The following is a 12448-nucleotide window of genomic DNA, read 5'->3' on the forward strand; positions in this document are numbered from 1 at the left end:
TGCTCCACCCGCAGCCGCCGCAGCGCATCCTCCAGCGTACGCGCGATCGCTTGCGGGGAGCCGTCGAGCCCCCGCTTGCCGTCAATCTCTCCCAACACGCATTTACTCGCCAGCGTGAATTCGCCGCGCCGGTGCATCAAAGTGCGCCCCAACAGCTCTTCATTGCGGCCGAATCCGTAGATCGCGGCGGTATCGAAGAAGGTCACGCCCGAATCGAGCGCATGCAGCAGCAGCCGCTCCGCCTGCGCCTCATCGGGGCGCGGCAGATAGCCATGGCTCAAATTCATGCAGCCAAGGCCGATGGCGGACACTTCGAACGGTCCGATTTGGCGGGTGGGCAGCTGGGGCATGGGAACGTCCCTTGTTGGTGATGACCGGCGCGGGGTTATTCCGCAGCTTTGCTTTTGACGCAAACCATATCCATTCTCCTCCTACATGCCGTAAGCGCATCATTTTCCAAGGCAGATTGCGGAATTGAAGGATTTCTGCGATACCCTCCCCGGATAAGCTTCAACTTGCCGCTTGGGGACGGAAATGAACGCAGTAGTGGACCAGATTGGCGACCTGGCGGAAGCCGGCGAAAAGATGGTCGAAAGGCTGCGGCGCAAGGCTTTTCTGCCCGACAGTCGCAAGGAACTCAATGTCCGCTTCGGCATAGCGGAAGCTGCGCATCTGCTCGGCTGTTCCACGAATCGGATTCGCATGGCGGAGGATGACGGTCGCCTGCCCCCCGCCCCGCCGACCGAAAATGGCCGCCGCCCCGGTTATACGGTCGAAGAACTGCTGAACATGCGCCAAGTGCTGGGCGCTTCGCCCGAACGCGCGCCGCTCGACATCCCGGCGATCATCGCGGTGCAGAATTTCAAGGGCGGCGTCGGCAAATCCACTGTCACTACCCATCTCGCCCATTATTTCGCGGTGCAGGGCTATCGCGTGCTGGTCGTCGATTGCGATAGCCAGGCGACCACCACCACGCTGTTCGGCTTCAACCCGCATTTCAACATTCAGCGGGAAGAGACACTCTATCCCTATCTGTCGATCGATCCGACGCAGGTCGACCTTCTCTATGCGGTCAAGCACACCGCTTGGCCCAATGTCGATCTGATCCCATCGAATCTCGAATTGTTCGATGTCGAATATGAGCTGGCGGCCGCAGGCAGCGACGGGGGCTCCGTGCTTGCCGCGCGCTTCCGCAAGCTGAAGCAGGGACTCATGGATCTGGCGCGTCATTATGACGTCGTGCTGCTCGACCCGCCGCCGGCGCTGGGCACGATCAGCCTTGCGGTGATGCAGGCGGCCAATGCGCTGCTGGTGCCGCTCGCCGCCACGACGCCCGACTTCTGCTCGACCGTCCAATTCCTCTCGATGATGGATCAGGTCATCAACCAGCTGCAGACGGCCGGGATCGAGGTCGATTATCAGTTCGTGCGGCTGCTCTGTTCGAAATTCGACAGCAATGATCCCAGCCACTCGATGGTCCGCGCGATCATGGAGCAGAGCTTCGGCCCTGCCCTCCTCCCCATCCCGATCCTCGACAGCGCGGAAATCAGCCATGCGGCACTGCGCATGATGACGGTCTATGAGCTGGAGAAGCCGATCGGCACGCCCCGCACGCACAAGCGCTGCCGCGCCAATCTGGACGAAGCCATGGGCCAGATCGAAGCGCTGGTCCGCCAGGGCTGGGGCCGCGTCGCCCCCGCGCGGGAAGAGGATATCGTCAATGCGGCTTGAGGCTTTGTTCGCGCAGAGGCGCAGACGCGCAGAGATTTTGCACTTCGCCGCAGGGGAAACTCTCTCAGAGCTTCGGACCAGTGCCGCCGCTCGCGTTAAAAGAGCGGCTATGCGGCAGGCGCTTCCCCTTTGCGCTTTTGTGCCTCTGCGCGAACCAAAATCAACGCTGTCCTACACGCATATGTTCACCATATGTTCCCCGCGAATCGGAGGACAAGCCCATGGCGCGTAAGCAATCAGATTATCTGGCGGCCTTGCTGTCGGACGAGGCGGAGGCCCCAGCGGCCCCGTCGGCGGCTGAAAGCGCGCCCGCCACAGAGGTGGAAACACCCCCCTCACCTGCCCCGGTTCCCGTCCCCGCGCGTCCCGATCGGATCCGCAGTTCCACGCTGCTCGGCCGCGAAACTGCCCTCGCCCGTCTCGCGTCGGGTGAAGTTCGTCAGGTCACGCAATTGCTGCTCGATCCGGCGAAGGTCCGCATCTGGCGCGGCAACGCCCGGCTCTACCAGCATCTGACCGAGGAAAATTGCCGCGAGCTGATCGACTCGATCATTGCCGAGGGAGGCCAGAAGGTCCCGGCCGTCGTGCGCCGGATCGAAGGCGATCCCGATCATGACTATGAAGTGATCGCCGGCACGCGCCGCCATTTCTCGATCAGCTGGCTGCGCGCGCACAGCTATCCTGAAATGATGTTCGTGGCGCAAGTCGCCCAGCTGGACGATGAAGCGGCCTTCCGCCTCGCGGACCTCGAAAACCGCGCGCGTAAGGACGTCACCGATCTGGAGCGCGCGCGCAACTATGCCGAAGCGCTTGGCGCCCACTATGGCAGTCACCTTACCCGCATGGCCGAACGGCTGAAGCTCTCCAAGGGCTGGCTCAGCAAGATGATCAAGGTCGCGGGCATCCCTGACGACATTATCGACGCCTTCCCTTCCCCCGGCGATGTTCAGCTAAAGCCTGCATACCCACTGGCGCAGGCGCTGGATGACAGCAACGCAGCGCCCGCCATCGGAGCGGAAGCCGCCCGGCTTGCCACGACACAACGGGAACGGCGTGCCGCAGGCGCTCCGCCGATCCCGGCAGCCGAAATTCTCAAGCGGCTGCTAGACGCTCCGCGCATTGCCGTGTCGCAGCCCAAGGAAGAGCCCTTCACCTGGGTCACCCGCTACGGCCGCCCTGCCCTTACGGTGCAGTCGGCCAATCGTCAGGGCGTCACCATCCGCTTCCATGCGGGCTCCGGCGCGGACATGGAAACGCTCGGCCAGGCGCTACGCGATGCACTTGAACATCTGGAGCGCCAGGGATTGGGCCTGCAGCAGTGACGCGCTCGGGGGGGCACCACAACTCAGCCAGCCATCGCTCTTCCCACCTGCGGGAGGGGATTAAGCGGTGGGTCGCGATCGCAGCGAGCTTCGCTGTTTCCCCAGGGAAACAGCCGAGCGTACGACTTATCCCCCTACCCTTCCCCACCCCGTTTCCCCGGGGAAACAACGCAAGCTCCATGCCGCAGATTGGCGGCCGCCCATGAGCCGCGCCGGTAGAGCAGAGATCAACGACCAGTTCGAACTGTTCCTCCCCTACATCGCGGACATGCCGTTGCGCGACCAGCGCGAGATGATGGAGCGCCCGTTCTTCAGCCTCGCCAAATCGAAACGCGTCAAGCCGATCGACTACACGTCTCCTGACGGCAAGGCGTGGGTCCATGTCTCGGCCAATCCCGATTATGGGATGGCCACCATCTGGGACGCGGATATTCTCATCTATTGCGCCTCGGTCCTTGCCGACATGGCCCGGCGCGGCGTCAATGATGTGCCGCGCAAGCTGCATCTCATGCCCTATGATTTGCTGCGCGCTATTCACCGTCCAACCACCGGCCGCGCCTATGAGCTGCTTGGCCAGTCACTCGACCGGCTCGTCTCCACCACCATCAAGACCAATATCCGCGCCGAGAACCGCCGCGAAGCCACCTTCAGCTGGCTCGATGGCTGGACCCAGCTGGTCGATGAACGCACCGAACGCTCGCGCGGCATGACTATTGAACTGTCCAACTGGTTCTATGAAGGCGTGCTGATGCAGGGCGGTGTCCTGTCGATCGATCGCGCCTATTTCGACTTGACCGGTGGCCGCGAGCGGTGGCTCTACAAGGTCGCGCGCAAACATGCCGGCGGGGCAGGGGAGGGCGGTTTCGCCATCTCCATGCCCACCCTGTTCGAAAAGTCCGGTGCGGAAGGGGCCTATCGCCGCTTCAAGTTCGAGATAGCAAAGATCGCCGAGCGGGACCCGCTGCCTGGCTATACCCTCCTGCTCGAACAGGCCGAGGGCAAGCGCGAACCTTCGCTCCGCATGCGCCGCCGTCCTGCCGAAGCGCCGCAACAAGGCACCAGAAGATCAGCCGCTCCGGCGAGGAGCAGCGCGCCCGCTAATCCGGGGAGGTCGCAGGGCGCAGCCACCCTGACCCTCGATAACCCGGTCGAGCAGGCCGAGCCCATGTTCGACGCGCGCGACGTCATCCGCCGCACCGTCACCGGCCTCTCCACCAAGGCGAGCGCTGGCGAACTGACGGACGCGACCCTTGCCACGCTTCGCGCCGACTGTCCGGGCTGGGATTATCAATCGCTGCATCAGGACTTCCGCAACTGGATCGACGCTGATCCGAGCCGCACGCCGGTCAATTATCAGAAAGCCTTCATCGGCTTCGTGCGCCGTTTCCACGAAAAGAACCGCCACCGGCTCTGACCGGTCTTCTCCCGCGACATTCTGCACGCGAAGGCCGCATCGCGCTGCTTTTCCCACCTTGCCGTTCCCGAAGTGTCGGTAGGTTCGCAAGCACCCTGACGGTTGAGAGAGCCACGCCCGCATCTCGCCACTTTTGTCCACAGCATTTGAACGACATTCCAAGGGCGACCCGCAGAACTGATTCAACCATCCCCACGCTGCACGCCCCTGAAGGCGACCTTCGACATTCCAGGAACGCCATACGCACCTTCAGGAACGCTTTCCCGACATTTCAGGAACGCCACACCCGACACTAGAGGAACGCAAACACGATCTTCCGGGAACGGCCCCATTCCCCCGACTCGCGCATTTCGGCCAGATTCTAGGCCCAAAAAAGCTCTGTAACTCTCTAACTTCCTTAGAAACCTTGTAACTTAGGCCGAGATGGTCTTCCTTTTTGGAAGAGAGGATGAAGGCAAATAGGCAGCGGCCTGTCTGCCACTCATGTTCCCAACCGCTCGACCTGCGCCACCAATTTGGTCGCGCCCTGGTGCGAAATCCCGAGCAGCCGGGCGACCGCCGTCTTGCTAAGCCCCGGATAGGCCAGGCCAAGCCGCATCAACAGCGGCGCCTTGCTTCTCTTCGTTACCTGCAATTCCTCCGGCAGCTTCTTCAGCCGCGCTTCAAGCCGGTCCAGCTCCACCAGGCCCGTCTGCGCCTGCCGCCCAATCATCGCCGCCAAATTCTCCGTCAGCGTCTCCACATCCGCCCCAGGAAAGCGTGGCAGATCGACAAAGGAGGGCAATCGCCGCAGCGTCATCCCAGAAGCCTCCAGCGCCGCCGGAACATGCGCCGCAACGACCCAGCCCAGGTCCGACCGGCGTGGATCAAGACGCAGCTGCCGCCCGTCCGCCGTCGTCAGCAGCTGCCCACCGCTCACCGGGGCCGCCAGACTGTCCCTCGCCGCGATCAGCCGCTCTGCAACCGCCGCCAGCCCAGCGGCAGGGTAGGGGGCCTCCACGAGCGCCTGCACCGCCCGCCAGGCCGGGCCAAAGCGCACCAGATCCTCCGGGGCCCACAATTCTGCCTCCTTCCGGTCGTCCAGCAGCTGACGCGATATGTTCAGCGTTGCGCGCGCGATCGGATCGCGGCGACTTTCGCTCGCTGACAGCGCGAAATGGACGAGTGCGGCGATCGAAAGCGGATCGTTCAGCCCCTCGCTATGCCGCGGCGGCAATGTCCTTCCGCAGATCCAGTCCTGCAGATCCTTCACCCCGATCGGCACGGATGCGACCGTCGCTAGCATGGCCGCTCCTTTCAGCCGCGCTCGCGCCAGCCAGATGTCCGCCGCAGCACTGTTGGCGAGCCGCCCGTCAAGCCTCCCGAGCAAGAGCAATGCCTGTTCGGTCGATGATGAAAAAGCCAGCATTTCTCTGCTTTAGCGGCATATGCCATACAACTAAAGAAGCATGTTGGTTGTACCTACTTTTTCCTGCGCCTCAGAGGGCCGTTGCGCCCCTGAACGGTCCAGCCTGCGACACGGGGAAGGGCAGGCAAGAGGCCCGTCGCGGCATCTCCCTGAAAATTAACCATAAAAGTGACAAATTTTCGCCGAGGCGGAGAACCAACTGCCGACTTGAGTGTTGTGGACTTGGATCGATCCCGAAACGGCAAACCGATGGTGACATCGGGACGCAAAGTCTCCGGCCTTGTTTGCAAGGTAGCGGGGCTACCGAAGGAGCGAGGTTCAGGTGATTTGTGCAGTTTTCCGTTGCCATCCATAAATAGATAGTAGGCCGCGTTCCTGCACGCCTTCTGATTGTTCGACCCGTTCGCGTGGCCGTCTGCCCCCGCAGAAATGCGCCGGTCCAGATAGGAGAAGGCTAATGCAAGACGGACATTCCAGCGAACGGAAATCGCGCCGCGGCGCATTTCTAACCCTCACCGCCTGTTCCGCGGCCCTGCTGCTGCTCAGCGCCTGCGAAAGCAACGGCGGCACCCGCTTCTCGAGCGTGGGCGCGGGCTCCCCCGGAGCAGGGTCGGGCGGCAGCGCCGGCGGCGGCGGAACGGGTTCAGGCAGCGGCGGAGGCGGCACCGGCACTGATGGCGGCACGGGGTCCGGTACGGGCGGTGGTAGTGGTACGGGTGGCACAGGCGGTGGCACAGGGGGCGGCACTGGAACCGGGGGAGGCGGCACAGGCGGCACAGGCTCGGGCTCAACCGGCGCTGGCGGCACCCTGGGCGCCGCGCTCCAGCAAGTCTCCCCCGTCCTCGTCACTGCAGGCAACGCCGTCCTGGGCGTATCGGACGGGCAGGGCAGCGTCACCACCCCCGTCGCCACAGCCGTCCCGCTGCTTCAGCCCGTTACCGGCACCATCACCCGCGTCCTTAACGACACAGGAACGGTGCTGGTCGATGCGGGCGAAGGCCGCACGCTGCTGCTGCAAGGCGCGCAGGGCGTCGTCGGCGATCTCGTCAGCATCGATGTCGGCGGCCGGACGGTGATCCAGGGCCTGGACGGAACGACCGGTGCGATCGGCGTCGGCGCACTCGGCAGCACGCAGCCTGTCGGCACGGTGGCGAGCGTCGGCGTCCTCAACGCGGGCAATACGGTGCTGGCGTCCGTCAACGGCGTCGCCGGCGTCCAGGTCACCAACATCAGTGCACCCACGGGCGGCATCGCGACGAACCTGCTCGATGTGGCGCTGGGCGGCAATCAGCTGATCGGCAACGGCAGCCCCGCCGTGATCGAGGCCAATGTCCTGCCCGGCGGCCTGCCCACCAGCGGCACTGGCGGCACCGGGGGCCTGCTCGCGCCGGTCCAATCGGTGGTCGATGGCGTCACCTCCAACGCCTCCGGCCTCACCTCCACCGTTCAGCAGGTGGCGGGCGACGCGCTCGCACCGATTGGCGTTGGCGCAGGCGCAGGCGCAGGCGCCACGGCGGGCGGCACGACAGCGGGGGCCGGGGCAGGGGCAGTCGCGTCCCCCGGCGGCGTCCTCGCGCCGGTCACCGGAACCGTGTCGGGCACGCTCAACACGCTGACCGGCGGACTTGGCCTCACCGCTCCCTGACCGATGATCCGGAGGCGCTATCCTGCGCCTCCGGCCCTTTTCCTTCTCCTCCCCGGGACATCGCTGATGACGGCTGCGCTTCTTTCCGCCGCTGCGCCGCTCCTGCTGGCCGCGCAATCCTCGCCCACGCTTCTCGCGCCTCCGTTGATCGAGCAGGCCACGCAACCGGCCCCTCCGGAGCCCGCCGAGCCGCAAAGCACGCCGCCCACCGGCAATCTCGTCGCGGTCCAGGCCGGTGACGCCGGGACGATCATCCAGGGTATCGACTTCATCGGCGTACAAGCGCCAGAGCCTGTGGCCGCCGCCGCCCGCACCTATCTCGGCAAGCCCGCCTCGACCGAAAATCTGAACGCGCTCGCCCAGGCCATATCCGCCGCCTACGCAAAGAGCGGCATCGCCCTTTACACCGTCGCCATCCCCCAGCAGGACCTGTCCACCGGCCGGGTGAAGCTGTTGCTGGCAGAGGGCTTTGTCGAGGACATCGTATATCCGAATGGGGCGAGCCCGCTCATCCGCGCCTATGCCGAACGGTTGCGCGCGGAAAAACCGCTGACCCGCCGCGCCCTCGAACGTTATCTGTCCCTCATGCGCGACATTCCCGGCGCGAAGGTGGAGGTGAGCCTGCTCCGCGGCGCGAAGGCGGGAGGCGTCCGGCTGTCCGTCACGCCGCAGCGCAAATATAGCGACTTCAGCGTCGGCATCGACAATCGGACTCAGGCGGGGCTCGGCACCGGCCAGCTGCGCGCCTCGGGTCAGCTTTACAGCCTGCTGCGCGACGGCGACCGCACCGATGTGACGCTGCTCGCCGCCACGGACCTCAAACGCTATCGCTATGCGGGGATCAGCCATCAGACGCCGATCGGATCGGACGGCCTGACGCTGGGCATCGCCGCGTCGCATCTCGACACCCGGCTCAAAAATTTCCCCATCACGGGCGAAGCATGGACCCTCGGCGCATCGCTCAGCTACCCCATCATCCGCGGCTATAAGCGCAACCTGACCGTCAGCGCCGGTCTCGACGGCCTCAACAGCGATGCGGCCTTGCTGGGGTCGGTCCTGTCATCCGATCATATCCGCGCGGCCCGCGTCGCGGCGGGCTATTCGATGATCGGCAAGAAAAGCGTGTTGAGCGCATCGCTGGGCGTCGGGCGCGGCCTCGACATTCTGGACGCGCGCGGAACGCCCGGCTTCACCGACGCCGTCTTCACCAAAGTCACCGGCCGCATGGGCTATGACCGCATGCTCGGCAAACGCTTCGTCGGCCGGGTGCGCGTCGCGGGTCAATATAGCGCGGACCGCCTGTCGGGAAATGAGCGCTTCGCCATCGGCGGCCTGGAATTCGGCCGCGCCTTCGACACGGCTGTCTTGAGCGGCGACCGTGGCGCAGCAGCCTCGCTGGAACTCGCCTGGCGCCCGGATATAGCGGCCAAGCTCAAGGACAGCGAAGTCTATGGCTTCGTCGATGGCGCCAAAATCCGCGTCCTCCAGCGCGCCAGCCTGCCCGCCGCCAGCTATGACCTGGCTTCGGCAGGTGGCGGCGTGCGGCTCGCCTATAATCCCCACGCCTCGCTCAGCCTGGAAGGGGCAAAGGTGATCGACCAGGCTTATGATGGCGGGGACAAAGGCTGGCGCTTCAACATAGGCTGGCATGTGAAGTTCCGGAGGTGACGCGTTGTGCCTATCGTCACCCCGGACTTGATCCGGGGTCCCGCTTTTTCTCCGACAGCGCCATGGCAGCGGGACCCCGGGTCAAGCCCGGGGTGACGGACAGAGAACTCCGCCGCAATTCCCCGTCACCCCAGCGGAAGCTGGGGTCTCCTGCGAGGACCCGGCTCTCCCACTCAAAGATCCCAGCGTCCGCTGGGATGACGTCGGCAAATCAACCCTAAAGCGCCGCCTTCCAATGCTCATTCAGCGTCCCACCCACCCCGGCAATCGGATCGGAAGCAGGGAAGGGCAGGGCGGCCATCCTCTCGCGCGCGACAGGGTCCGGCGCATCCCGGCAAATGTCCCATTTCTGCCCGTCCGGATAACCACCCACGACCAGGAAATCCTCGCTGCTCTCCAACGAACAATGGCCCGTGCCAGTGGGCAACAGCAGCGCGTCGCCCGCGCTCACCTCCACCTCGCGTCCGCCCGGACCGCCGATCATCAGCCGCGCCGATCCGGCGGCGATGCCCAGAACCTCATGCGCGGTCGAATGATAATGGTGATAATCATAGATGCCGTCGCGCCACTGCGCGGGCCAGCCATGGCGGGCAAAGGCGTCTTCAAAGGCGCTCGCCGTCTCCTCGCAGGATGACGGGGCGATCGCCCGCCGGTACAGGATGACCGGCAATCGCCCATTATTGGGCACCCAATCATGTTCGGCCAGCAGATAGGTTTCGACCTGCACCCATACCTCCTTCGTTAATCGGGGTGAAAGCGCCGGAGGCCGCATGTCGATCCATCGGCCAGCCCTTATTCTTCCCGAACTTGAAAGCGGCGGCCGCCCACGCCATCTGTCGCGCGGCAAAATTCACGAGGAGGGCTGAACCTACGCCATGACGAACCTGACCGACGTTGCTCCGGAAACCCGTTCTTTTGAGGCGGACGTAGCCAAATTGCTGCACCTGATGGTGCATTCGGTCTATTCCGACAAGGATGTGTTCCTGCGCGAACTCATCTCCAACGCTGCCGACGCCTGCGAAAAGCTGCGCTATGAGAGCCTCAGCGATCCCGCCCTGGCCGGCAGCGACAGCCCCAGCATCACGGTCACGCTGGACCCTGACGCGCGCCAGATCATTGTCGAGGATAATGGCATCGGCATGAGCGAAGCTGAACTGGTCGAGGCGCTCGGCACCATCGCGCGTTCGGGCACTAAGGCGTTCATGGACCGCATCGCCACCGCCAAGGAAGCGGAAGGGACGCAGCTCATCGGCCAGTTCGGCGTGGGCTTTTATTCCGCCTTCATGGTCGCCGATCGCGTGGACGTCTTCTCCCGCCGCGCGGGCTTGGATCAGGCCGCGCACTGGTCGTCCGATGGCCTTGGCACCTACACCGTCCAGCCTGCCGAACTGGCCCAGGCGCCTGACCATGGCACCCGCGTGATCCTGCACCTGAAGGAAGACGCAGCCTCCTACACCGAACGCTATCAGACCCAGCGGATCATCAAGGATCAGTCGGGCCACGTCCCCGTGCCCATCTTCCTCAAGGAAAAGCCCGATGCGGAGGCCGAGCAGATCGCCGACGGCGCAGCGCTCTGGACCAAGCCCAAGAGCGAGATCAGCGCCGAGGACTATACCGACTTCTACCGCAGCGTCGCGGGCCAGTTCGACCAGCCCGCGCTGACGCTCCATTACCGGGCGGAGGGGCTGCACGAATATTCGGTGCTCGCCTTCATTCCCGAAATGAAGCCGTTCGACCTGTTCGATCCCGACCGGACTGGCCGCATGAAGCTCTATGTCCGCCGCGTCTTCATCACCGACGATGCGGAAATCCTGCCGCGTTACCTCCGCTTCGTGCGCGGCCTTGTCGACTCCAGCGACCTGCCGCTCAATGTCTCGCGTGAGATGATCCAGCAGAGCCCGGTCCTCGCGGCGATCCAGAAGGGGGTGAGCAACCGCGTCCTGTCCGAACTGGAAAAGCTCTCCGCCAATGACGGCGACGCCTATCTTAAATTCTGGGACAATTTCGGCGCGGTGCTGAAGGAAGGGCTCTATGAGGACTTCGCCCGCCGCGATCAGTTGCTCGGCCTCGCCCGCTTTAAATCCACGGCCTCCGGCGAAGGCTGGAGCTCGCTGAAGGACTATGCTGCGGCCATGAAGGAGAACCAGACGGCGATCTACTACGCCACCGGCTCCGATCTCGACCGTCTTGCCTCCTCACCCCAGCTCGAAGGTTTCCGCGCGCGTGGGATCGAAGTGCTGTTGCTCACCGATCAGGTGGACAGCTTCTGGACCACCGCTGGCGTCGATTATGACGGTAAGCCGTTCAAGTCGGTGACACAGGGCCTTGCCGACCTCAGCCTCGTGCCCTTCGCCGAAGGGGAAGAGGCCGCGCCCGCCGCGTCGGAAGAAGTGACCGGCTTCATCGACTTCGCCAAGGAACTGCTGAAGGATGAAGTGTCCGACGTCCGCGTGTCGGAGCGTTTGACCGAAAGCCCCGTCTGTCTCGTCGCGGCGGACCATGGCATGGACCGTCAGCTCGAAAAGTTGCTCGCCGCCGCCGGTCGCGGTGGGACGGCGTCAGCACCCGTGCTGGAACTCAACCCGCGCCATGGCCTCATCGCGAAGCTCAGCGCCTTGCAGGACGATTCCGCCCTGCGCGAGGACGCGGCCCGTCTGCTGCTGGACGAAGCCCGCATCGCCGATGGCGAACTCCCCGCCGACCCGCGCGCCTTCGCTGAACGGCTGGGTCGGGTGATGGCGAAGGCATTGGGCTGATCGAAGATGGCTGGCCCGGTTCGCCGGGCCAGCCCATCAGGCCATCGTCACGAATATTTCCGCCTCGATTACCCAGTCGCCGCCGATATTGCGCCATTTCGCGCTGTAGGCGCCCGACGCGACCGGCGAACCCGATCCCGCCGCCACCCCCGTCCATTCTCCCTGCTCCAACGCGATCGGCTCGACGGGGGAGGGGAGGATGCTCGTCGGCGTCCGCGTATAGATGGTGCGTTCCGCCGAGGCGAACTCGCGCTGCCACGCCAGCAACTGCGCCTTGCGCCCGGAAATCACCGCGCTGTCGCTGCCCGTCACCAGGATCGCGTCCCGCATCAACAGCGGCCCGATGGCGGTCAGCTCGCCCTCTGCCAGCGCCTTGTTGAACGCGGCGCGGCGCAGGCGGATGGCGAGGTCGGCGGTTGGGTCCACGGGCATATCCTATTTGATCCTATTTGACCGGATATGCGCACCTGCTTTTTCCAGGCAAGTTTAACTCGCCACTTCCTT

At 64.6% G+C, this 12448-nt stretch carries 10 protein-coding genes and 1 riboswitch (1 of these 11 only partly in view); of the genes, 6 read left to right on the plus strand and 4 right to left on the minus strand.

Features of this window, described 5'->3' with window-relative positions; all coding sequences use genetic code 11:
* A protein-coding gene (locus ACZ5Y5_RS17930; protein WP_464810774.1) for an aldo/keto reductase crosses the window boundary here: on the minus strand, window positions 1-350 show its 5' end (the start). The gene continues 661 nt to the left of window position 1, outside the view; only the first 350 of its 1011 coding nucleotides appear in the window; it begins with the start codon at window positions 348-350; the stop codon falls past the left edge of the window.
* Between the two features lie 184 nt (window positions 351-534).
* Between ACZ5Y5_RS17930 and ACZ5Y5_RS17935 the strand changes: the two genes are divergently transcribed.
* The 3 genes from ACZ5Y5_RS17935 (at window position 535) to ACZ5Y5_RS17945 (ending at window position 4467) form a co-directional block, all read left to right on the plus strand.
* On the plus strand, window positions 535-1731 hold the full coding sequence (locus ACZ5Y5_RS17935; RefSeq protein WP_464810775.1) for an AAA family ATPase: 1197 nt from the start codon (window positions 535-537) through the stop codon (window positions 1729-1731).
* Between the two features lie 221 nt (window positions 1732-1952).
* Window positions 1953-3053, plus strand: a complete 1101-nt coding sequence (locus ACZ5Y5_RS17940; RefSeq protein WP_464810776.1) for a ParB/RepB/Spo0J family partition protein — start codon at window positions 1953-1955, stop codon at window positions 3051-3053.
* A 202-nt stretch (window positions 3054-3255) separates the two neighbouring features.
* Window positions 3256-4467: a replication initiator protein A gene (locus tag ACZ5Y5_RS17945; protein WP_464810777.1), complete on the plus strand. Its 1212-nt coding sequence runs from the start codon at window positions 3256-3258 to the stop codon at window positions 4465-4467.
* 481 nt (window positions 4468-4948) lie between these two features.
* Here the strand turns inward: ACZ5Y5_RS17945 and ACZ5Y5_RS17950 are convergent, their stop codons facing one another.
* On the minus strand, window positions 4949-5875 hold the full coding sequence (locus ACZ5Y5_RS17950; RefSeq protein WP_464810778.1) for a hypothetical protein: 927 nt from the start codon (window positions 5873-5875) through the stop codon (window positions 4949-4951).
* Window positions 5876-6105: 230 nt separating this feature from the next.
* Window positions 6106-6183, plus strand: a riboswitch (cyclic di-GMP riboswitch).
* 149 nt (window positions 6184-6332) lie between these two features.
* Here ACZ5Y5_RS17950 and ACZ5Y5_RS17955 point away from each other — a divergent pair.
* Both ACZ5Y5_RS17955 and ACZ5Y5_RS17960 read left to right on the plus strand, forming a co-directional pair.
* A complete protein-coding gene (locus ACZ5Y5_RS17955; RefSeq protein ID WP_464810779.1) occupies window positions 6333-7520 on the plus strand; it encodes a hypothetical protein in 1188 nt (395 codons plus the stop codon).
* A 66-nt stretch (window positions 7521-7586) separates the two neighbouring features.
* On the plus strand, window positions 7587-9188 hold the full coding sequence (locus ACZ5Y5_RS17960) for a ShlB/FhaC/HecB family hemolysin secretion/activation protein (protein ID WP_464810780.1): 1602 nt from the start codon (window positions 7587-7589) through the stop codon (window positions 9186-9188).
* A 217-nt stretch (window positions 9189-9405) separates the two neighbouring features.
* On the opposite strand, the gene ACZ5Y5_RS17965 is transcribed toward ACZ5Y5_RS17960, so the two are convergent.
* Window positions 9406-9915 (minus strand): cupin, encoded by a 510-nt coding sequence (locus ACZ5Y5_RS17965; protein ID WP_464810781.1) that lies wholly within the window; start codon window positions 9913-9915, stop codon window positions 9406-9408.
* 148 nt (window positions 9916-10063) lie between these two features.
* Here ACZ5Y5_RS17965 and htpG point away from each other — a divergent pair, with 148 nt between their 5' ends.
* Window positions 10064-11944: a molecular chaperone HtpG gene (gene htpG, locus ACZ5Y5_RS17970; protein ID WP_464810782.1), complete on the plus strand. Its 1881-nt coding sequence runs from the start codon at window positions 10064-10066 to the stop codon at window positions 11942-11944.
* A 36-nt stretch (window positions 11945-11980) separates the two neighbouring features.
* On the opposite strand, the gene ACZ5Y5_RS17975 is transcribed toward htpG, so the two are convergent.
* Window positions 11981-12370, minus strand: a complete 390-nt coding sequence (locus tag ACZ5Y5_RS17975; RefSeq protein WP_464810783.1) for a nuclear transport factor 2 family protein — start codon at window positions 12368-12370, stop codon at window positions 11981-11983.
* Window positions 12371-12448: the final 78 nt, after the last annotated feature.

This window comes from Sphingobium sp. TomTYG65 (assembly GCF_055395525.1).

Coding starts and splice junctions, on each gene's coding strand:
- ACZ5Y5_RS17935 (WP_464810775.1), top strand. CDS start 535: ATGAACGCAGTAGTGGACCAGATTGGCGACCTGGCGGAAGCCGGCGAA.
- ACZ5Y5_RS17940 (WP_464810776.1), top strand. CDS start 1,953: ATGGCGCGTAAGCAATCAGATTATCTGGCGGCCTTGCTGTCGGACGAG.
- ACZ5Y5_RS17945 (WP_464810777.1), top strand. CDS start 3,256: ATGAGCCGCGCCGGTAGAGCAGAGATCAACGACCAGTTCGAACTGTTC.
- ACZ5Y5_RS17950 (WP_464810778.1), bottom strand. CDS start 5,875: ATGCTGGCTTTTTCATCATCGACCGAACAGGCATTGCTCTTGCTCGGG.
- ACZ5Y5_RS17955 (WP_464810779.1), top strand. CDS start 6,333: ATGCAAGACGGACATTCCAGCGAACGGAAATCGCGCCGCGGCGCATTT.
- ACZ5Y5_RS17960 (WP_464810780.1), top strand. CDS start 7,587: ATGACGGCTGCGCTTCTTTCCGCCGCTGCGCCGCTCCTGCTGGCCGCG.
- htpG (WP_464810782.1), top strand. CDS start 10,064: ATGACGAACCTGACCGACGTTGCTCCGGAAACCCGTTCTTTTGAGGCG.